We start from the raw sequence: 19,580 nt of genomic DNA on the forward strand, positions 1-19,580 counted from the left end.
GAAATCAATAAGGAAGCGGTGATAATAGACGACAAACATCATGAGGCTGGGCCGCCCGCTGAATCCGCAAGGTATGAGGCCGGCAGGCGCGGCAAAGTTCGGCGCTGAGGAGAGAGGGGGTATGACGACAACCGCGTTCATCACGCATCGCGAATGCTGGCTCCATGACATGGGGACCTTTCACCCGGAGTGTCCCGACCGTCTGTCGGCGATCAACGACCGCCTGATCGCCGCGGGGCTGGACCTCTATCTGTCGTTCTACGACGCGCCTTACGCCGAACCCGAACAGATCACCCGCGCCCATCCGGCGAGCTACTTCGAGGAGCTCTCGGCCAATGTGCCCGAGCACGGCATCCGCCACCTCGACCCGGACACGGCGATGAGCCCCAACACGCTGAAGGCGGCGCTGCGCTCGGCCGGTGCCGGCGTGCTGGCCACCGACCTGGTGATGAAGGGCGAGGTCGAGAACGCCTTCTGCGCCATCCGCCCGCCCGGCCACCATGCCGAGCGCGCCAAGGCGATGGGGTTCTGCTTCCTCAACAACGTGGCGATCGCGGCCTTGCACGCGCTCGAGGCGCATGGACTGGAGCGGGTGGCGATCATCGACTTCGACGTGCACCACGGCAACGGCACCGAGGACATCTTCCGCGAGGACCCGCGGGTGATGATGGCCAGCATCTTCCAGCACCCGTTCTATCCCTACAGCGGCGCGGACAACCCGCCTGCCCACATGTGCAACGTGCCGGTGCCCGCAGGCACCCGGGGCGACGCCTTCCGGCAGATCGTCAGCGACATGTGGCTGCCGGCGCTGCGCAAGCACAACCCGCAGGCGATCTTCATCTCCGCAGGTTTCGACGCGCACTACGAGGACGACATGGGCTCGCTCGGCCTGGTCGAGGCCGACTACATCTGGGTGACCGAGCAGATCAAGGGGCTTGCAACCGAGTGCGGCCACAAGCGCATCGTCTCCCTGCTGGAAGGCGGCTATTCGCTTTCCTCGCTCGCCCGCTCCGTCGTGTCGCACATCAAGGCCCTGGCCGATCTCTGAGCTGCAACAAGTGGAACCGCCCCGCCGGACCTGCTCCTTGCGAGGGCGTTGGCCGCCGGGCTTGCAGCGATGCACGCGGTTCCCCTCAAGCCGGGCTGGTCGCGCGAACGCGATCGGTTAGAATGGGTTTTTTAACTGTTTCGGCCACGTCATGATTACCGGATCCTTAGTCGCCATCGTCACCCCGATGCATGAAGATGGCAGCCTGGATATCGCCCGCCTGCGCAGCCTGATCGACTTTCACGTCGCGGAAGGTACGGACGGTATCGTCATTGTCGGCACCACCGGCGAGTCGCCCACGGTCAACTTCGAAGAGCACTGCGAGCTGATCAAGATCGCCGTCGAGCACGCCGCCGGCCGCATCCCGGTGATCGCCGGCACCGGCGCCAACGCCACCGACGAGGCTGTCGAGCTGGCGCGTTTTGCGGCCGACGCAGGTGCTGCGGCACACCTGTCTGTGGTGCCCTACTACAACAAGCCCTCCCAGGAAGGCCTGTATCGCCACTTCCGCACCATCGCGGAGGCGGTCGAGCTGCCGCTGATCCTCTACAACGTGCCCGGCCGCACGGTCGCCGATCTGGCCAACGACACCACCTTGCGCCTGGCCGAGATCCCCAACATCGTCGGCATCAAGGACGCCACCGGCAGCATCGACCGCGCCTGTGACCTGATCGCCCGCGCGCCGAAGGGCTTCGCGCTCTACAGCGGTGACGACATGACCGCAGCCTGCTTCATCATGCTGGGCGGCCACGGCACCATCTCGGTTACCGCCAACGTGGCGCCGCGTGCCATGCACGAGATGTGCGCCGCGGCACTGGAAGGCGACGCCCGCCGGGTGCGCGAGATCAATGCCCGCCTGGTGGGGCTGCACCGCGACCTGTTCTGTGAAGCCAACCCGATTCCGGTCAAGTGGGCGGTGGAACAGATGGGGCTGATCGGTCCGGGCATTCGCCTGCCGCTTACGCCGCTGTCTGCGGCACTGCACGAACGCGTGCGCCAGGCCATGCGCCAGGCCGGCATCAACGTCTGACACATTCCTATAGACTGCAGGAACCCAATGAACCGTTCATCGCGTACTGCCGTATCCCTCCTTGCGCTGTCGCTGGTATTGACTGGCTGCGGCAGCCTGGAATCCAAGAAGATCGACTACAAGAGTGCGCAGACCGTACGCCCACTCGAGATCCCGCCCGACCTGACCGCCCCGGCGCGCGATGACCGCTATGCGGTGCCGGATGTCTCACCGCGCGGCGTGGCGACCTACTCGGCCTATAGCGCCGACCGTGCGACGCAGCCGCGATCGGGCATCGAGGTTCTTCCCGTCGTCGAGCAGATGCGCATCGAAAGGGCCGGCACGCAGCGTTGGCTGGTGGTGCCGGGCGACGTCGACAAGCTGTGGCCGCAGCTCAAGGACTTCTGGCTGGAGCTCGGCTTCATCCTCAACATCGACCGCCCCGAGATCGGCGTGATGGAAACCGACTGGGCGGAAGATCGCGCGAAAATTCCGCAGGATTTCATCCGTTCGACGATTGGCAAAGTGCTGGATGGCCTGTATTCCACGCCCGAGCGCGACAAATTCCGTACCCGCCTTGAGACGGGCAAGGACGGGCAGTCGGTGGAGATCTACATCAGCCACCGCGGCATGATCGAGATCTACCCGACCGAGGCCAAGGATCACACCATCTGGCAGCCGCGTCCCGCTGACCCAGAACTGGAAGCGGAGATGCTGCGCCGCCTGATGGTGCGCCTGGGGGCTGACGAAGCCCGTGCCGCAGCCCAACTGGCTACTGCTGCCGAGCCCGAGCGGGCGCAGATCCAGACTACCGCTGATGGACGCGTTGCGCTGGCGATGGAGGAGTCCTTCGACCGTGCCTGGCGCCGGGTCGGTCTGGCGCTCGACCGTATCGGCTTCACGGTTGAAGACCGCGACCGCTCCCAGGGGCTGTACTACGTGCGCTACGTCGATCCGGAAGCGGACAACGAGTCGAAGAGCGAGAAGGGCTTCTTCTCGAGCCTGGCCTTCTGGCGCAGTGACGAGAAGGTGGCCGAGGGGGGCAGCGAGTACCGCCTGCGGCTGCGCGGCGAAGGCGAGCAGACGGTAGTGTCGGTACTCAGCCGCGAGGGGGGCGAGGATGGCTCCGCGACCGCACGCCGCATGTTGAGCCTGCTGCAGGAGCAGCTGCGCTGATTGGCTGAGGGGGCGCCGGCCGCAGGTTGCCGGCCCCGCCCCGTGCTGCGGCGTTCTTCTGCAGGTCTTGCGCAAGAAGGATGCCGCCAGAACGACAAAGCCGGCTCACGGGCCGGCTTTGTCGTTGATGCAGTATTGCGATTACTGCTTGGGCATTGCTTCCTTGGCTGCTTCGCCAGCTTCCTTGGCGGCTTCGGTGGTTGCCTCGACGGCCTCCTTGGCGGCCTCGGTGGTCGCCTCGACGGCGTCCTTGGCAGCTTCCTTGGCGCCTTCGACCATCTCGCCGGCCTTTTCCTGGACGGCTTCGGCGCCTTCCTTCACGGCTTCGGTGGCGCTGCCGGCGGCGGCCTCGCCTTCCTTGGCGGGCTCGGCGGCGGGTTCGGCCGGTGCAGCGGGGGCGGCGGCCGGAGCAGCCTGCTCGACCGGAGCCGGAGCCGGAGCGGGTTCTTCCTTCTTGCCGCAGGCGGAAACGGCGAGTGCGAGCAGGGCGGCGAGCAGCAGAGAGGTTTGCTTCATTGTTATGGTTCCTTGTCGATGGGTGTACACACAGCTTGCATCGTTTGCTGGACGGCGTCAGAGACGCTCATTCGCGGCCAAGCGATGCAAAAAATGCTAACACGCCCTTCCCGTCGGAATCCATTGCGAAACCCTTCAATTGTTGCGCCGCAGGAGCGCTATCAATCTGATCAAAGCCCAATAACCGCGCCACTTTGCGCCGGCTGGGCGTTTATCCATATTGTTTCAAATTGTGCAAAATACGGCGCACAGGCGGCGGGATCGTCGAGGCAGGCCTTTCCGCGCGGGCGATCTTCGTGAAACCGGGTGACCAGATGGCGGCGGTCGATGACTGCGAAGGGCTGATGCAGGGCCTGCAGCGGATCGTCGCCGGGGGCGGTGCGTACGGCGAACTTGTGTCCGTAGGTGCCCAGCAGATGCAGCAGGCGGGGGCTGGCCCGATCGAGCCGTCCGGTATCGACAAGCAAGGCACGCAGGCATTCGCGCCCGCTCGCGCGCACCAGGAAGTGTTTGAGTACCTCGGCTCCGTCCAGGGATTCGAGCCCGGTTTCGCCCAGGTCCGGATCGAACAGCACGATCTCGCGCTCGGCACGTCGGATCGCTTCGAGCAGCGCAGCCCGGTAGGCCGCATAGGTGTCGAATTCCTGCACGGTCGGGCTGTTCATCGGGTCAATCCTCCCGGGGGTGGCCGAAGCCGGCGAGATACCAGTCGTACAGCACTGCCAGCAGCGCCGGGCTGCAGTCGTGTCCGGCGTCGATCCGGCGGCGGTGCGCGAGGCCGGCCAGGGCCTCGTGTTCCGCAGCCGGCGTGTCTACCGCTTCGCCGTTGAGGAAGAAGCGCCCGTCGCGGAACAGCAGGATGGAGCGGGCGTCCAGCGCGAAGCCGCCACGCTCGACCTCGCGGCCGAAGCGGGCCTGCGACAGCGGCTCGTCGGGTGGGTCAAAGAACACGTGCGGTTTCGGCTCGGTGAGATACTCGCCGAGGAAATCGGCCACCATGTCGCGGTTCCAGCGTATGGCCTGCAACATGCTGGCGACCTGGTCGACCATGGCCTCGGAGATGAGCGCGGAGTTGTCCTGCAGCGCCAGGCCGGGGTCGGCGTATACCGCATCCAGGCAGACGCGCTCCTGCAGCCAGCCGAGGAACTCGACCCCGAGTTCCTGAGCGGTCGGTGTGCGGAAACCGATGGAGTAGGTCATGCACTCGCCCACCGCGATGCCGTTGTGCGCCCAGTGCGGCGGCAGGTAGAGCAGGTCGCCCGGTTCCAGCACCCAGTCGTGGATGGGGCGGAAGTCGCGCAGGATGCGCAGCGGCGCGCCCTCGACCAGGCTGTGGTCCTTCTGGTCGCCAATCTGCCAGCGCCGCTTGCCCATGCCCTGCAGCAGGAAGACGTCGTAGTTGTCGAAGTGCGGGCCGACGCCGCCGCCATCGACCGCGTAGCTCACCATCAGGTCGTCCAGGCGGGCCTGCGGAATGAAGTCGAAGCTGTGCAGCAGGCGGTCGCCTTCCGGCACCCACAGGTTCAGGCCCTGCACCAGCACGGTCCACGGCGTGCGCTTGCCGCGCAGCCTGCTGCGGCGTTGCGGGCCGTGCTCCACCTCCCAGGTATCGCCGTCGTGGCGCACCCAGCGCGACTCGACGTCCGGGTCGCAGGCGAGGTCGAACAGTTCGTCGCGTTCCAGGACGCCCGTGAATCCGGCCACCGCCTGGCGGACGAGGAGAGGTTTTTTCTGCCAGTATTCCTCGAGAAACTGGCGGGGCGAGAGGCCCCCGAGCAAGGTCGTGATCATGCGGCGGATTATAGTCGGGCATGCGGGAAAAGCCCCACGCTTGCCTCCGCGTGGCGGCGCTGCTCCCGAGGGGTCGCTTTCCGCCTTGGGGCGGCCCGGCCACAAAAAAACGCCCCGCTACCGGTAAAATCGCGCTCTTTTCCTACCGGAACGATCATGCCCGTCACCGTCATCGAATCGCTCGACCACGAAGGCCGCGGTGTCGCGCGCGTCGGTGGCAAGGCGGTGTTCATCGAGGGGGCGCTGCCCGGGGAAACGGTGGAGTACGAAGTCCATCGCAGCCGGCCGAATTACGAGCAGGCCCACACCCTGCGGGTCGTCAGGGCCAGCGCCCTGCGTGTGGCGCCACGCTGTCCGCATTACGGCGTTTGCGGCGGCTGTTCGATGCAGCATCTCGATTCCAGCGCGCAGGCCGCGATCAAGCAGCGCGTGCTGGAGGACGCCCTGTGGCACGTCGGGCGGGTGCGGGCCGGGATCGTGCACACGGCCATCCACGGCCCGGCCTGGGGTTACCGCGACCGGGCACGGCTGACCGTACGCCTTGTGCCGAGCAAAGGCGGCGTGCTGGTCGGCTTCCACCAGCGCCGCTCCAGCTACGTGGCCGACATGCACACCTGTCCGGTGCTGCCGGCACATGTCTCGGCGATGCTCCCGGCCCTGCACGAACTGATCGCCGGGCTTTCCATCCCCGACCGCCTGCCGCAGATCGAGATCGCCCGCGGCGATGCCGCCACCGTGCTGGTGTTCCGCAACCTGCTGCCGCTCAACGCCGCCGACGAAGCGCGTCTGGCGGCATTCGCGGATACACATGGCGTACAGGTCTGGCTGCAGCCGGGCGGTCCGGACACCGCGCATCCGCTGTACCCGCGCGATGTCCCCAGCCTGTGCTACACCCTGCCGGAATTCGACCTGCGCATGGATTTCCGCCCGACCGATTTCACCCAGGTCAACGTGCACATCAACCGCTTGCTGATCCGCCGCGCGCTGCAGTTGCTCGAGCCGCGCGCGGGCGAGCGCATTGCCGATCTGTTTTGCGGTCTGGGCAATTTCAGCCTGCCGATCGCACGCAGTGGCGCCGAGGTGGTGGGCGTGGAGGGCAGCGAGGCGCTGGTGCAGCGCGCTGGCGAAAACGCACGGCGCAACGGTCTCGCCGGCAACACCCGCTTTTACGCCGCCAACCTGTTCGAGGCCACCGAGGACAGCCTTGCGGCCCTGGGGCCGCTCGACAAGCTGCTGATCGATCCGCCGCGCGAAGGCGCGATTGCCGTGGTCAAGGCGCTCGGGCCGCAGCAGCGTCCAAAGCGCATCGTCTATGTGTCGTGCAACCCGGCCACTCTGGCCCGCGATGCCGCGGTGCTGGTGCACGAGAAAGGCTACGTACTGAGCGGCGCGGGCATCGCCAACATGTTCCCGCAGACCTCGCATGTGGAATCGGTGGCGGTATTCGACTACTCGGGCAGCTAGATCGGACGCGTGTCAGGGGTATAATCGCGCGCTTCCGGTGCAAGGCCGGAAGGTAGGGAAGCTTGGCGCTAGCGAATCGCCGCCTTGCGGGGTGCAGCTGAAACCGGCGGGGCCGTCGGGCCGCTTGCAGCCGTCGAGCATCGTGAAGGCAAGGAAGCGTGGCAGAGTGGTTGAATGCACCGGTCTTGAAAACCGGCAGGGGTTTGCGCCCCTCGTGAGTTCGAATCTCACCGCTTCCGCCAGCTGGCCTGAAGGGGCGATTCAATCGCGCTCGTAGCCGAGCACATCGCCCTGCCAAGCCAGACGTAACCAAGGCAACAAACCCCGATGCGAGCATCGGGGTTGAGTTAAACGCTAGCGCTGGTCTGCGGTCTTATAGACCGCATGACGTTCGCGCTTGCCTACCGCTACTACCACGACAAGCAACTGCTGGTCTCGAACCTCATAGACCAGCCGATACCCGACACTGCGAAGCTTTATCTTGTACCGGTCCGGATGCCCGCTCAGCTTGGCGGAGGGGACACGAGGATTCGACAGTCGCTCCTCCAGCTTCTTCTTGAAGTGTTCTCTGATGCTCCCGTCGAGTTTCCGCCATTCGGCCAAGGCTTCATCTAGAAACCCTAGCTCAAAGCTCATCCAGCGTGACCTTCGTGACAGGTTGACCAGCTCGTGCGTCAGCAATCGCGTTCAACTCCAGGTCTTCAATGCGGTCCAGCAACGCCTCATAGGCTTTTGCCGGAATGCAGTAAAAGGCCGGCTCATTGCGATTCAAAATTGCCACAGGAAAGCCTTCTCCTGCTGCAACCGTAGCCATTGGGTTCCGCTTCAGCTCAGACACGCTGGCTGCCGTACCTGCCAAGATCTGATGTGTCATGTTTGACTCCAAGATCTGTTTATGGGTTTCAGAATAGCACTTGGAAACGTGCCATTCAAGGTGCTGAAACTCTGCTCCTTTCGTTGTTATGGCCCTGTTTCGTGTACGGCAGCTCACGAAAGGCTGTATTGACCCAGTGGAAGGCGAGATGGCACTGATATGTTCGATGGCGCACAAGTGGCCTCTCACTGCTTGCGCTCGGGTAATGCGAAAGCCACCGGGCAGTCCGGAAAGCTCGCCTCGAAGTTGCGCACCGTACCTTTGATGTCGATGCGTACCAAGCGGGCGACGAAACAGTGCTCGGCGGCGGGTTTGCTTAGCTCGAAGACTTCGGGCTCGATGGTGAGATGAGGATTGCCCCAAGTCTGCCCACCGTCGCGCGATTCGATGCGGTAGGCGCCGACGACAGGAGCGGGGTCAGGGGCATCCTTGGCGACCAGGGCGTTTTCCATGACGAGAAGGCCGGGTCGCCAGACGATCGCATAGCGGTCAAAACGCCAGCTGCGCGCCTCAACGTCGGCAAACCGCGTTTCCCCTATCCTGCTGTCGTAGATTACGGCACGATACGACTCGTCATTCACGTTGATGGTTTGGAACTCGTCCGCGCCAGAAGGCATAAAGCGATCGCTCAACGAATACGGCACCCCATTGATCAAGCCGTTCGAGGCACATTGCCACGCCATGAAATCGGGATTGTTTCGTTCCCGAACGAACAGCCCCCAGTCCTTTCCTCCGGCCGCGTGAAACTCTTGGTCACCGTTGGGGGGGCGGTAGTAGGTTTCGAAGAGAGAGCGATTGACCTCGCGGCTTCCGCCGATCCAGATATTGGTCGGATGCCTGTGGACTGGCTTGAGTCCGAGGTAGGTCGAGCGCAGGATGAAGCTGCTGCCATCGGGCAGGGCGCACTCGATCTCGTCCTTGCGCGGTTCGTAGGCCGAGCCGCAGGCCGCGGTGAGCAGCGCCAGTAGGTACGGCGCCAGGGTTCGCGGCACCCAGTTCTTCACGGTGCAGGTGTAGTACGTCTTCATTGGCCGGATCGTCATTGCTTCGAATCCATCCCCAGGTAGCCGATTCGTGCATTGCTCAACGCGCTGGCATCCATCTTGTAAACCTCGCGCAAGGGCTTGACGCCGACCATGACCCCTTTGGCCGCATCATAGAGCCGCGTTATCTCGAGCTTCGTATGCTCGACGGCCAAGTGAAAGGCGAGGTAGTACGGACATGTTCGATGGCGCACAAGTGGGCACTCACTGCTTGCGCTCGGGTAATGCGAAAGCCACCGGGCAGTCTGGGAAATCGGGCTTGAACCGGCGGTCATCTATGCGTATCAAGCGGGCGATGAAGCATTGTTCGTCGAACGTTCTACCCAACTCGAAGGCTTCGGTTTCGGTGGTAACGTGGGGGTTGGTCCAAGTTTGGCCGCCATCCAGAGACTCAATGCGATAAACCGCAACGGTGAGAGGAGGTGAAGAATCTTCTGTCTCCAAAGCAATTTCTATGATCACTTTCTCAGGCCGCCATATGATGGCTGATCCTCCATAGCTGGCTTTAAGACGCTTGAGCGCGTCGCGTATATGATTTGGAGGATTTCCTCCTAAAGATGCGGAAAAGAAGAGGTCGCGATCCTGATTCAGTCGTGTGAATGTACTGCTTCCGGGGGCTTTGTAGCTGGTTAGTGCCTTGTAGGGTGCCTTGTTGATTAGCCCGTACATGGCGCATCGTTGTCTCGCAAGTTGAGGGTTGTCATAGTCTCGAATGCCATAGACGGCACTGGTTGGGCCGATCTCAATTCGACTGCTCTTTACTTTGTAATAGCTCAGAATACCGCTCTCATTGAGTCGTTCCGCCGTATGCGGAACGAATCTCGCCAGCGGGTACCAGTCGTAACTGCTGCGCAGAATGAAGCTGCTGCCTTCGGGCAGGCCGCATTCGATCTCATCATGTGTGCGGATGGAGCAGGAGGATAAGGTTGCGCTGAGCAGGACCGCGGCCATGAGTGGGGCGAGAGGACGAATCAAGAGACTCCTTAGCGTGTCGCTTGACACGCGTCGTATTGGGTTGGTGCGGTCGAAGGCTAGGTTGACGGAGAGTGTTTTTACGGCGCACAAGTGGGCTCTTACTGCCTGCGTTCGGGCAACGCAAAGGCCACCGGGCAGTCGGGGAAGTCGGGCTTGAATCTGCGCCCGTCGATGCGTATCAAGCGGGCGACGAAGCACTGCTCGGCGGCGGGTTTGCCCAATTTATAGACTTCGGGTTTCAAGGTGAGATGAGGGTTCTTCCAGCTCTGTCCGCCGTCGCGCGATTCGATGCGGTAGGCGCCGACGACAGGGGCGGGGTCAGGGGCGTTCTTGGCGACCAGAGGTGTTTCTATAGCGAGTAAATCGGGCCGCCAGATAATGGTATCCACCGCCCAGGAAACGGTGTTTCTGTCGAAACGCAACTCTAAGTCCTTGATATCCTCGAACTGTGGTTGATCTACTTCGCGCCCGAAGATCACTGCGCGAAACAGTTCGTCCCGTGCGTTTAGCTTTCTGGCCCCATCCGCTCCAGGGGGGATGTAGCGGTTTGCGAGCACATAAGGCACCCCGTTGATCATGCCGTGCAGGGCGCAAAGCCGCGCTATGTAGTCGAGATCGTTGTATTTCGGCAATATCAAGCTAGCGGAATGGGCTCCAGCTGCATGAATCTCTCGGCCGCTGTTTCTTGGACGGTAATAGGTCGAGAAGCCGGTGCTGTTGAGTCGCTCTGAAGCATGCGGAACGAATTTCGCCAGCGGATACCAATCGTAACTGTTCCGCAATATGAAGCTGCTGCCGTCCGGCAGGCCGCATTCGATTTCATCATGCGTGCGGATGGAGCAGGCGGATAAGGTGGCGCTGAGCAGAAGCGCGACCGTGAGTGGGGCGAGAAGACGACTCAAGAGGCTCCTTAGCGTTTCAAATTGCGCGCGTCGTCTTGGGTTGGTGCGGTCGACGGCTAGGTTGACGGCGAGTTACTGCGTTTGATGGCGCACAGGATTGGGCTCACTGCCTGCGCTCGGGCAACGCAAAGGCCACCGGGCAGTCCGGAAAGCTCGCCTCGAAGTTGCGCACCGTACCTTCGATGTCGATGCGCACCAGGCGGGCGACGAAGCACTGCTCGGCGGCGGGTTTGCCCAGTTCGAAGACTTCGGGCTCGAAGGTGAGGTGGGGGTTGCCCCAGGTCTGGCCGCCGTCGTGCGATTCGATGCGGTAGGCGCCGACAATAGGGGCGGGATCGGGCGCGGTCTTGGCGACCAAAGGTGTTTCTGCAGCGAGTAGATCGGGCCGCCAGATAATGGTATCGATCGACCAGGGAATGGTCTTCCGGTCAAAGCGCAAACCCGAGTCCTCAATATTCTTGAACTGAGATTGATCTACCGCTTGGCCGAGGATTACTGCGCGAAACAGTTCGTCCTGCAGATTGATGTCTTGGAATGTGTCCGCTGTACGGGGCATGTATCGGTAGGCAAGCTTATACGGTACGCCGTTTACCATCCCGTGCAGGGCGCAAAGCCGACTTATGTAGTCAAGGTCGTTCTGCTTACTTAGAATCAAACCCCATGAATGCCCACCCGCAGCCGGCAGCTCATTGCCCCCCTTCACAGGTTGGTAATAGGTCGCGAATCCGGAGCGGCTGACGCTTCTTGCTCCACCGATCCAGATATTGGTCGGATGCCTGTGGACCGGTTTTAGCCCGAGATAGGTCGAGCGCAGGATGAAGCTGCTGCCATCGGGCAGGGCGCACTCGATCTCGTCCTTGCGCGGTTCGTAGGCCGAGCCACAGGCCGCGGTGAGCAGTGCCAGCAGGCACGGAGTTACGGCCCGTCGCGCTCTGGCCGGGTTAAAGTACGTTTCCATCTGCCGGGTCGTCATTGCTTCGAGTCCATCCCCGGGTAGCCGATGCGTGCGTTGCGCAACTCGTTGGCATCCATCTTGTAGACCTCGTGCAAGGACACGACGCCGACCATGACCCCTTCGACCGCATCGTAGAGCCGCGTGATTTCGAGCTTCGTATGCTCGACGACCAAGTGAAAGGCGAGGTAGTACGGACATGTTCGATGGCGCACAAGTGGGCTCTCACTGCTTGCGCTCGGGTAATGCGAAAGCCACCGGGCAGTCCGGAAAACTCGCCTCGAAGTTGCGCACGGTACCTTTGATGTCGATGCGCACCAGGCGGGCAACAAAGCACTGCTCGGCGGCGGGCTTGCCCAGTTCGAAGACTTCGGGCTCGAAGGTGAGGTGGGGGTTGCCCCAGGTCTGGCCGCCGTCGTGCGATTCGATGCGGTAGGCGCCGACGACCGGAGCGGGGTCGGGCGCGGTCTTGGCGACCAACGGTGTTTCTGCAGCGAGTAGATCAGGCCGCCAGATAATGGTATCGACCGACCAGGAAGCGCCCTTTCGGTCAAAGCGCAACCCGGAGTCCTCAATGTCTTTGAACAGCGATTGATCTACTTCGTGGGCGAAGTTCAATGCGCGAAACAAATTGTGCTGCGAGTTGATTCTCTCGAACCGATCCGCCTCAGGGGGCATGTAGCGGTTTGCGAGCACATACGGCACCCCGTTGATCATGCCGTGCAGGGCGCAAAGTCTTGTCATGTAATTGAGATCGTTGTACTTCGATAAAATCAAACCCCATGAATGACCGCCGGCTGCATGAAGATCACGACCGTCCTTCGCCGGGCGGTAATAGGTTTCGAAGCCCGAGCGGTTGACGCTTCTTGCACCGCCGACCCAGATATTGGTCGGATGCCTGTGGACCGGTTTGAGCCCGAGATAGGTCGAGCGCAGGATGAAGCTGCTGCCGTCGGGCAGGGCGCACTCGATCTCGTCCTTGCGCGGCTCGTATGCTGAGCCGCAGGCGGCGGTGAGCAGCGCCAGCAGGTAGGGCGCCACGGTTCGTTGCATCCAGACCGGCGCGGTGCGGTATTTCGTTATTGGTCCGATCATCATTGTTTCGAGTCCATCCCCAAGTAGCCGATTCGTGCGTTGATCAATTCGCGGGCATCCATCTTGTAGACCTCGCGCAAGGGCATGCCGCCGACCATGACCCCTTCGGCCGCATCGTAGAGCCGGGCGATCTCCAGCTTGGTGTGCGCGACGGCCAGATGGAAGGCGAACTGGTACTTGTCGGTGATCTCGACCTGCACGTAGATGCGGTCGCCGATCTTCAAATCGGACTGGGTGACGCCGAGGTCGGCGTACCATTCGGTGCCGAACATCAGATCGTCATCGTTTTTCTTTGGTGGCTCACCCTGATACTCCTTCACCTCCCACCCGAACATCGGCGGCCCGTCATACGGTGCGCTGCCGCCCGGGCCCGCATCATCATCCTTGTGCCAGTAGCCATGGGTGGTGGGGTCGATGTGGCATTCGATGTCGCCGGGTTTGCCGTGCTGCATGAGGGGACAGCCGACCGGTTCGGCGGTGAGGTTGACCGTGCCGCTGAATAGGCCTTCGACGAGTGTCTCGTCCCACAGGGTGTGCTGGTTCAGCCCGGTCGGCACGTAGCCGACCTCAAAGACGTGGTAATTGTGGCTGAATGGGTCGGAAGGGTCTTCGAGTACGTAGAGGCGGTCTGGACGCACAGGAGGCGTGCCGAGGAAACCGATGGTGCCGAGGTCGTTGCACACCGCACCGCCGCGGCCGAAGCCGTCAACCCAGTTGGTGTGCGCGTAGAAATCCGCGATGGCATGGGTATTCTGGCCGAAGGACGACAGGATGGAGCGGATGTTGTACGTCGTCATGGCACTTGTTGCGCCGCCGACGGACGCGTAGTTGTCCCGCAGGCCGCTGATCTGTGCGAGTGCGGGGGCGATCCAGTCGGTGGTGCCGTAGTGCGGCATGAGCGTGTTGCAGTGCATGTCCTGGCACATCGGCCCGTTGTTGGGGTTATCCCAGTGGTTGTAGATGTTGCCCTGCCCGCCGCCCAGGTTGAACGGACTGCCCTGCGAGTCGGTGTGATAGTTGTTGCGGACGATCTGGTCGATGATGGTTGGTGAGAAGCGGTAGCCGTTGTCCATCTGGTACTGGGTGAAGGCGATCATCAGGATGTCGAGGTGTCCGCCCTGGTCGGTGAGCTTGAGCGGACGCGATTGCCGGGAAGTCCAGAAGAAATCCTCGTCGATCGGAAACAAGCCCAGTGGATCGACCGCGCCGAGGGGGGCGTTGCGCACGTAGGCGTAGCGGTTGTCCGAGTCGCTGAGCCCGAGCGGGTCCGGGGTGAGGTAGCGGCCCGAGCGCGGGTCGTAGTAGCGGTGGATGTTGTAGTGCAGCCCCGTCTCAGCGTCGTCGTACTGGCCGGCGAGGCGCAGCGGGTAGTGGAAGGCGGGCATATCGACCGCGGTCGCGGCCAGGGGCTCGCCGAAGGGGCCGAAGGCCTGCTGCCAGACGATGTTGGCGTGCTCGTCGGTGACGGCCAAGGCCAGCCCGCGCGGGTCGGCGTGGATGGCGAAGACGTCCCGGGCTTGCTCTCCGTCGTCGGCGCGCAGCAGGGTATGGGGGCGATGGCCGGCATAGAGGTACTGGGTGTGCAGACGGCCGTGCGCGTCGGCCTCGGCCACGAGGCGGTGCTGCAGGTCGTAGATGAAGAAGGTGGTGCGCCCGTCTACGGTCTTGCTGATGCGGTTGCCCAGCGCGTCGTAGGCGTAGCGCGCGATCATGCGCTGCTCGCGATGCACCTCGGTCAGGCGGTGGGCCTCATCGTAGGTCAGGTGCAGCGTGCCGAGTGCGCTCTGGCGGCCGAAACCGTCGCGCGATACGGCTTGCTGAGAACGGCGCTCGCCCAGGGGCGTATAGGCGGTGTGCAGCAAGGCGCCGTCGCGGCCGTCGAGCCGGGCTTCCGCTAAACGGCCGGCAGCGTCGTAGGCGAAGGCGGTAGTTGTGCCACCGAGCTCGGTGGCGGTGATGCGTCCCGCGCGGTCGCGGGTTTGGCGCAGCTCGATGAGCGCGGGGCCGTCGGACGGTGCCACGGCGATCGACTGGATGCGCCCGTTGGTGCCGGCCGTCACTTTCGTGTGCATGCCGTTCCCGTGCCGATAGGACAGCGCGTGGCCGAGCGGCGGGTGGGCGATGTCGGCGAGCAGGGTTTGCTCGGTCAGCGCCTGTGGCAGCAGCGCGTGCAGCCAGTCGGCAAATCCGTCGGAGAGCCTGCGCGCGGCATTGAGCCAGCCGCGTTCGCGCGCGATGTGTTGTGCGTGGGCGGTGTGGGGGTCGTAATGGTAGTGCAGGCGTTGTCCATCGGGCAGGCTGCGGGCGAGAAGGCGTCCGTCTGTCGCGGCGTAGGCGTAGCGGCTGGCAAAGCGCAGCGTCCCTGTGTCGGCCTCGATGTACTGCTCGTGGAGGGTGATCTGGCCGAAGGCATCCCGCGCGAAGACGTGTGCATTGGCGCACCCTTGCAGGCGTTCGAGCAGGTCACCCTGGTAGTGCAGGGATTCGGTGCAGCCGGCGCGGTGGCGTTCGATCAGGCGGCCGGCGTGGTCGAAGCGCAGGGTTTCGACGCTTTGTTCGCCCTGCAGGCCGAACTGCCGTTTCTCCACAGTGGCTCCGCTGTAGGCGTAGAGCAGTCGCCCTTCGTCGGGGGCCAGTTCGATGGCGGTGCGTCCGAAGTCGTCCTTGAGCAGCACATGGCCGCGACCGGCGGCATCGCGTAACATCCAGGCGCCGTCGCGTAGGCTCAGCGTGCGCATACCGCCATCGGCAGCGAGCTGGTGCAGGCCGGCGGCGTCGGTGCCTTGCAGCACGGCCGCGCCGTCGGGCGCGAAGCTGACGCGCCCCTCGCCCGATTGGGGCGCCAGCCCGTAGGCCTGCATGACTCCGTCGGCGTCCACGCGGGCGACCAGGCGGTTGTGTTCGTCCCTCAGGTTCATCTGCGCCCACGCGAGCTCGCCGTGGGCGTCATACACGGCGCGGGCGAGAAGGCGCCGTTCGCGGTCGTGCAGGTCGACGAGCTTGCCGTCGGGAGCGAGCGTAGTGGTCGTGCCGTCTGCCGCGTGCTCAATGCTGGTGGTGATGCCGTCGGGGCCTCGGGCGCTGACAAGCCGGCCGAGGGCGTCGTAGCTGAAGGCGTACTCGCGGGCGAGTGGCGCCATGTTCATAGCGGAGGCCGTCACGCTCGCCTGCAGCACTGCGCCGCGTGTGTCGAGGCGCACGGTGCGGCTGATCTGGCGGATTCCGTCGGTGAATGTGCTGGTGTCCACCCTGCCGGCCGGGTCGCGCGCCAGCCGGGTCTGCCGGCCGCCTGGCTCGGTGCGCAGCACCGGGTGGTGACCGAGTTCATCCCACTCGAAGCGCGTGATGTCCGAATCCTCGGGCGAGGCCTGCGGTCCGTTGGGCAGCGGACCGTCGATCTCGGTGAGCACGCTGCGGCCGTTGATCCGGGCGTATGCGTAGGTGGTGGTGCGCTCGATGGCGGTGGCCGCCTCGGGGGTACGGGCCGGCTCGCCGTTCTCGTCGAGCGGGCTGAAGCCGGTCTCGGTGACGCGCAAGGGCTGGCCGGCTTCGTTGTAGTCGATGCGGATCTGGTGCTCCTTGCCGGGCACCACGCTGGGGCGGGCGATGAGCACGGGAGTGGTGGGCGTGCCCGGGCCGTAGGCGTAGCGCACCCAGCCTTGAAGTTCGGGGCGGCCAGAGATGAAACGGTAACCTTCGACATGCAGCCTGCGGCCGTGCGCATCAAACTCCGTGCGCGTGCTCTGCAGGGGGTGGCCATCGTCGTCCAGCGTGGTGGTGAGCAGCGGGCGGCCGGCGGCGTCGTAGCGGTAGCGTACGTTGGTCGGCGGGCAGGTGGCGCAGCCCGGACCGCGTGCTTCGATGATGCGGCGTTCGCTGCCGATCAGCTCGGTGATATAGGTGCTTGTCTGGCCGAGGCTGTTGGTGAGCACGGTGCGCCCCGGAGTGGAGAAGTCCAGGGTGAGATCCTCGGCGCCGCGCTCGCCGTGCGGCGGCATCGGACCGCGCACCGAACGGATGGCGCGCGCCTCCTGGTCGTAGGCCCAGCTGGCGATGCGTTGGTGAACTAGCTCGCCGTCCGTGCCGCTCCCCGAAACCGTGATGCCGGTGAGCAAGGCGGGGGAATGCTCGTCCTCGTAGTGGTACTCGCGTGCCAGGGTGCTGGTGGTGGTGCCGCGCCCGGCATAGGGGTGAGGTTGCGTGGCAGGGTCGTAGCCGGTGGGCAGGGTGACCTTGGTGAGCTTGCCGGCCTCGTCGTAGGTGTAGGCGATGCGCCCGAGCGGGGTGTCGATGTGGGCGATGGTGCGCAGATCGTCCGTGTAGCCGATGCGCAGCGTGCGACCCTGGGGGTCGGTCACCGACACCAGGCGGCCGGCAGGGTCGCGCTGGAGGGCGACGAACTCGCCGGAGGGGGCGAGGATCTGGGTGAGCAGGCCGTGGCCGTCGAAGAACAACCGGCGGCCGTCGGGCCAGTGCCAGACGTACTGCTCGCCGTGCGCCTTGCGGCTGATGAGGACCTGTCCGCGGGCGGGGTCCAGGCTCGCGCAGCGGTCGGGCTCGGTCGGGTTGCGGGCGAAGATGATGCGCGAGCCGTCGGCCTGGAGGATCTGCAGGTTGTGGCGGGTGGAGTAGAGACGGGTGTCATAGGAGAGCCGCCAGCCCGGACCGAGGTGGATACCGCGGCGTTCGGTGTGACCGAGGCGGCTGTTGTAATGGCGTACGACTTCCAGGCCGAGCACGCCGGGCAGCGCGGGCAGGTCGGCCTCGCGTTGGTATTTGTTTCCTGAGAGTACGCTGATCGGGTTGCCGGCACCCACCGATTGTCCGCCCGGCGCGGCCTGGGTGGCCGGGCCGCCCTGCACGCCACAGGGGTTGCCGACGTCGTTGTTGACGCACTGGGTGGGGGATGCCGGCCCGCCGGGTGCGGGGCAGCTCATGGTGACGCCGCAGCCGCCGAGCAGCTCGTCGAGCGTGCCCTGGGCGCCGGCCGGCAGGCCGGGGATCAGTAAGAGCAGCAGAACAGAGGCGAGGCGGACGGGCTTCATGTGCTTCCTTCCGAAAGGACTGAGCGGGCGATCGAGCGTCTTTGCCCGATGGCGGCCAGGAGCAGGGTGGCGCAGGCGAGCAGCACGGGAGCGTTGCCGAAGCGCACGTAGGGCGTGAGGCCACGCATGGGCCGGACTGCGCCGGTGAGTGCGGCTTCGCCCTCATGCGCTGTCCGGGCGAGAACGTGGCCGCGGTGGTCGATATGGGCGGCGCCGCCGGCGTTGGTGGTGCGCAGCACCGGGCGGCCGGTTTCCAGCGCACGGGCCCGTGCCATGACCAGGCCCTGTTCGATGGCGGCGCTGCGCTCGAACCAGGCCATGTTGCTGGGGTTGAGGAAGAGCGAGGCGTCGGCTGCGCGGCGCCGCGCCAGGTCGGGTGAGCCGTCTTCGTGGCAGATCAGCGTTGCAAGCGCGAACCGGCCAAGGTCGAAGGGCGCCTGGCCGGGGCTGCCGGGGCTCAGGTCCTTGAGCGGGAACTGCAGGTGTCGTGAAAACCATGAAAAGCCCGGCGGGCTGTATTCGCCGAAGGGCATCAACCGTTCCTTGGCGAACAGGCGCATCCGGGAGCCGTCAGCGGGAATGTGCAACAGGCTGTTGTGGGCCTGCTCCTTGGCGCCCATCTGTGCGACGCCGACGAAAAGATGGCTGCCCTGCCCGCGCGCACCGCGCTGCAGGCGGTCGAGGGTGCCAGCCGGCAATTCGTGAACGAAGACCGGAAAGGCAGTCTCCGGGGCGAGTACGAGGGTCGCGTCGGCCGCCAGCATCCGTTCGGCCAGGCGCTCGATGCGGGCGGGAACGAGATCAAGCGAGAACTTGTCCCGCTGCGCCGAGGCGGTGCCGATCAACGCAAAGTCGATCGACTCGCCTTGCGGGGCAATCCAGGGCAAGCCGGCGCCCCAGTGGGCAGCGCCCAGGACTGCGGCGAGCGCCAGCAAGGCGGTCGCCATTGGGCGGTATTGCCGGCACACGAGATGGTCGGCGATGGGTAGCCAGCCGAGACAGAGCAGGTAGGCAGCGAAGCTCAGTCCGTACGGACCAATCAACGGCAGGAGTCCTGCCAGCGGCGTGTCCAGCCATGCGTATGCCATGGCGATCGAGTTGCCGCCCAGCAAGGCGTCGCGCACCCATTCGCCGACGGTGAGCAGTGCGGACAACTGCGCTACGTCGACCAGACGCCGCGGCACGCCGTGCGCGGATGGGGCGCTCCGCCGCAGTCGGGCGTGGAGATAGAGCGGCGCGGCGATGAAACCGGCCTGACAGAGCAGGCTGGCGATCGTTGCGAGCAGGGCCAGGGGCGTGGGTAAGCCGGTCTCGCGCAGCAGCGCGGTGATCATCCAGCCCTGAGCACCGGCATGCAGCGTGACGCTGAACGCCAGGGCCGTCAGGGCCGCCGTTGCCGGCCTACGGGTACCGGTCATCAGACGGGGCAGCACGCCGAAAGCCAGCAGCAGGACCCATGGCCGTGACCACGGCGCCCAGCCCAGCACCGCGAGCGCGCCCAGCATGACGGCGAGGGCCGCCGGAGCGATGCCGTACGCCGGTGCAGAGTCGCTGCCGGCAGGGGCAAGGGTAGCGAGCGACATGCGGGTGAGTGCCTGCAATCAAAAATTGATGTTGTCATATGCTAACAGCGTATTCATAATGCGTCACTCGATTGATCGACCTTGTAACGAAACCAAGGGTGTGAACA

18 protein-coding genes and 1 tRNA gene are annotated in these 19,580 nt (G+C 64.5%); 5 read left to right on the top strand and 14 right to left on the bottom strand.

All coding sequences use genetic code 11. The annotated features are described in order from the left end of the window. Positions 1 to 121 precede the first annotated feature (121 nt). From IAI53_RS02075 to bamC, 3 genes are all read left to right on the top strand, one after another. Positions 122 to 1,048 (top strand): histone deacetylase family protein, encoded by a 927-nt coding sequence (locus IAI53_RS02075; RefSeq protein WP_187716498.1) that lies wholly within the window; start codon positions 122 to 124, stop codon positions 1,046 to 1,048. Positions 1,049 to 1,199: 151 nt separating this feature from the next. Beyond that, on the top strand, positions 1,200 to 2,078 hold the full coding sequence (gene dapA / locus IAI53_RS02080; protein ID WP_187716499.1) for a 4-hydroxy-tetrahydrodipicolinate synthase: 879 nt from the start codon (positions 1,200 to 1,202) through the stop codon (positions 2,076 to 2,078). A gap of 27 nt (positions 2,079 to 2,105) precedes the next feature. After that, positions 2,106 to 3,233, top strand: a complete 1,128-nt coding sequence (gene bamC, locus IAI53_RS02085) for an NlpB/DapX family lipoprotein (RefSeq protein WP_187716500.1) — start codon at positions 2,106 to 2,108, stop codon at positions 3,231 to 3,233. A gap of 141 nt (positions 3,234 to 3,374) precedes the next feature. Here the strand turns inward: bamC and IAI53_RS02090 are convergent, their stop codons facing one another. The 3 genes from IAI53_RS02090 to IAI53_RS02100 form a co-directional block, all read right to left on the bottom strand. Beyond that, complete coding sequence (locus tag IAI53_RS02090; protein ID WP_187716501.1) at positions 3,375 to 3,749, bottom strand: hypothetical protein; 375 nt, start codon at positions 3,747 to 3,749, stop codon at positions 3,375 to 3,377. A gap of 170 nt (positions 3,750 to 3,919) precedes the next feature. Then, positions 3,920 to 4,414, bottom strand: a complete 495-nt coding sequence (locus IAI53_RS02095; protein WP_187716502.1) for a DUF7931 domain-containing protein — start codon at positions 4,412 to 4,414, stop codon at positions 3,920 to 3,922. Positions 4,415 to 4,418: 4 nt separating this feature from the next. Beyond that, on the bottom strand, positions 4,419 to 5,540 hold the full coding sequence (locus IAI53_RS02100) for a cupin domain-containing protein (protein WP_187716503.1): 1,122 nt from the start codon (positions 5,538 to 5,540) through the stop codon (positions 4,419 to 4,421). A gap of 156 nt (positions 5,541 to 5,696) precedes the next feature. On the opposite strand from IAI53_RS02100, the gene rlmD reads away from it, so the two are divergent. After that, entirely contained in the window at positions 5,697 to 7,004 is a 1,308-nt protein-coding gene (gene rlmD / locus IAI53_RS02105) for a 23S rRNA (uracil(1939)-C(5))-methyltransferase RlmD (RefSeq protein WP_187716504.1), read from the top strand. A 152-nt stretch (positions 7,005 to 7,156) separates the two neighbouring features. Then, positions 7,157 to 7,246: transfer RNA gene (locus IAI53_RS02110), tRNA-Ser, on the top strand. A 112-nt stretch (positions 7,247 to 7,358) separates the two neighbouring features. Here IAI53_RS02110 and IAI53_RS02115 read toward each other — a convergent pair. The 11 genes from IAI53_RS02115 to lnt form a co-directional block, all read right to left on the bottom strand. Continuing rightward, positions 7,359 to 7,640 (bottom strand): type II toxin-antitoxin system RelE family toxin, encoded by a 282-nt coding sequence (locus tag IAI53_RS02115; RefSeq protein ID WP_187716505.1) that lies wholly within the window; start codon positions 7,638 to 7,640, stop codon positions 7,359 to 7,361. Continuing rightward, positions 7,630 to 7,878 (bottom strand): type II toxin-antitoxin system Phd/YefM family antitoxin, encoded by a 249-nt coding sequence (locus tag IAI53_RS02120; RefSeq protein WP_187716507.1) that lies wholly within the window; start codon positions 7,876 to 7,878, stop codon positions 7,630 to 7,632. The genes IAI53_RS02115 and IAI53_RS02120 overlap by 11 nt, the downstream gene beginning before the upstream one ends. A 185-nt stretch (positions 7,879 to 8,063) precedes the next feature. Next, complete coding sequence (locus IAI53_RS02125) at positions 8,064 to 8,906, bottom strand: hypothetical protein (RefSeq protein ID WP_187716508.1); 843 nt, start codon at positions 8,904 to 8,906, stop codon at positions 8,064 to 8,066. 11 nt (positions 8,907 to 8,917) lie between these two features. Beyond that, positions 8,918 to 9,076 carry a hypothetical protein gene (locus IAI53_RS02130; protein WP_187716509.1) on the bottom strand — a complete coding sequence of 53 codons (159 nt, stop codon included), beginning with the start codon at positions 9,074 to 9,076 and terminating at the stop codon, positions 8,918 to 8,920. A 49-nt stretch (positions 9,077 to 9,125) separates the two neighbouring features. Further along, the gene (locus IAI53_RS02135) at positions 9,126 to 9,872 is read right to left on the bottom strand and encodes a hypothetical protein (protein ID WP_187716510.1); all 747 of its coding nucleotides are present in this window, start codon (positions 9,870 to 9,872) and stop codon (positions 9,126 to 9,128) included. Between the two features lie 122 nt (positions 9,873 to 9,994). Continuing rightward, on the bottom strand, positions 9,995 to 10,798 hold the full coding sequence (locus IAI53_RS02140) for a hypothetical protein (protein ID WP_187716511.1): 804 nt from the start codon (positions 10,796 to 10,798) through the stop codon (positions 9,995 to 9,997). A 103-nt stretch (positions 10,799 to 10,901) separates the two neighbouring features. Beyond that, positions 10,902 to 11,771, bottom strand: coding sequence for a hypothetical protein (locus IAI53_RS02145; protein WP_187716512.1), 870 nt, complete (start codon positions 11,769 to 11,771; stop codon positions 10,902 to 10,904). Beyond that, the gene (locus IAI53_RS02150) at positions 11,768 to 11,926 is read right to left on the bottom strand and encodes a hypothetical protein (RefSeq protein WP_187716513.1); all 159 of its coding nucleotides are present in this window, start codon (positions 11,924 to 11,926) and stop codon (positions 11,768 to 11,770) included. The genes IAI53_RS02145 and IAI53_RS02150 overlap by 4 nt, the downstream gene beginning before the upstream one ends. Positions 11,927 to 11,975: 49 nt before the next feature. Further along, a complete protein-coding gene (locus IAI53_RS02155; RefSeq protein ID WP_187716514.1) occupies positions 11,976 to 12,848 on the bottom strand; it encodes a hypothetical protein in 873 nt (290 codons plus the stop codon). Further along, positions 12,845 to 17,890 carry an RHS repeat-associated core domain-containing protein gene (locus IAI53_RS02160; protein ID WP_187716515.1) on the bottom strand — a complete coding sequence of 1,682 codons (5,046 nt, stop codon included), beginning with the start codon at positions 17,888 to 17,890 and terminating at the stop codon, positions 12,845 to 12,847. Before IAI53_RS02160 ends, IAI53_RS02155 begins: the two co-directional genes overlap by 4 nt. After that, positions 17,887 to 19,473, bottom strand: a complete 1,587-nt coding sequence (lnt, locus tag IAI53_RS02165; RefSeq protein WP_187716516.1) for an apolipoprotein N-acyltransferase — start codon at positions 19,471 to 19,473, stop codon at positions 17,887 to 17,889. Before lnt ends, IAI53_RS02160 begins: the two co-directional genes overlap by 4 nt. Positions 19,474 to 19,580 lie beyond the last annotated feature (107 nt).

It is taken from the genome of Thauera sedimentorum (assembly GCF_014489115.1).
GTDB classification, from domain to species: domain Bacteria; phylum Pseudomonadota; class Gammaproteobacteria; order Burkholderiales; family Rhodocyclaceae; genus Pseudothauera; species Pseudothauera sedimentorum.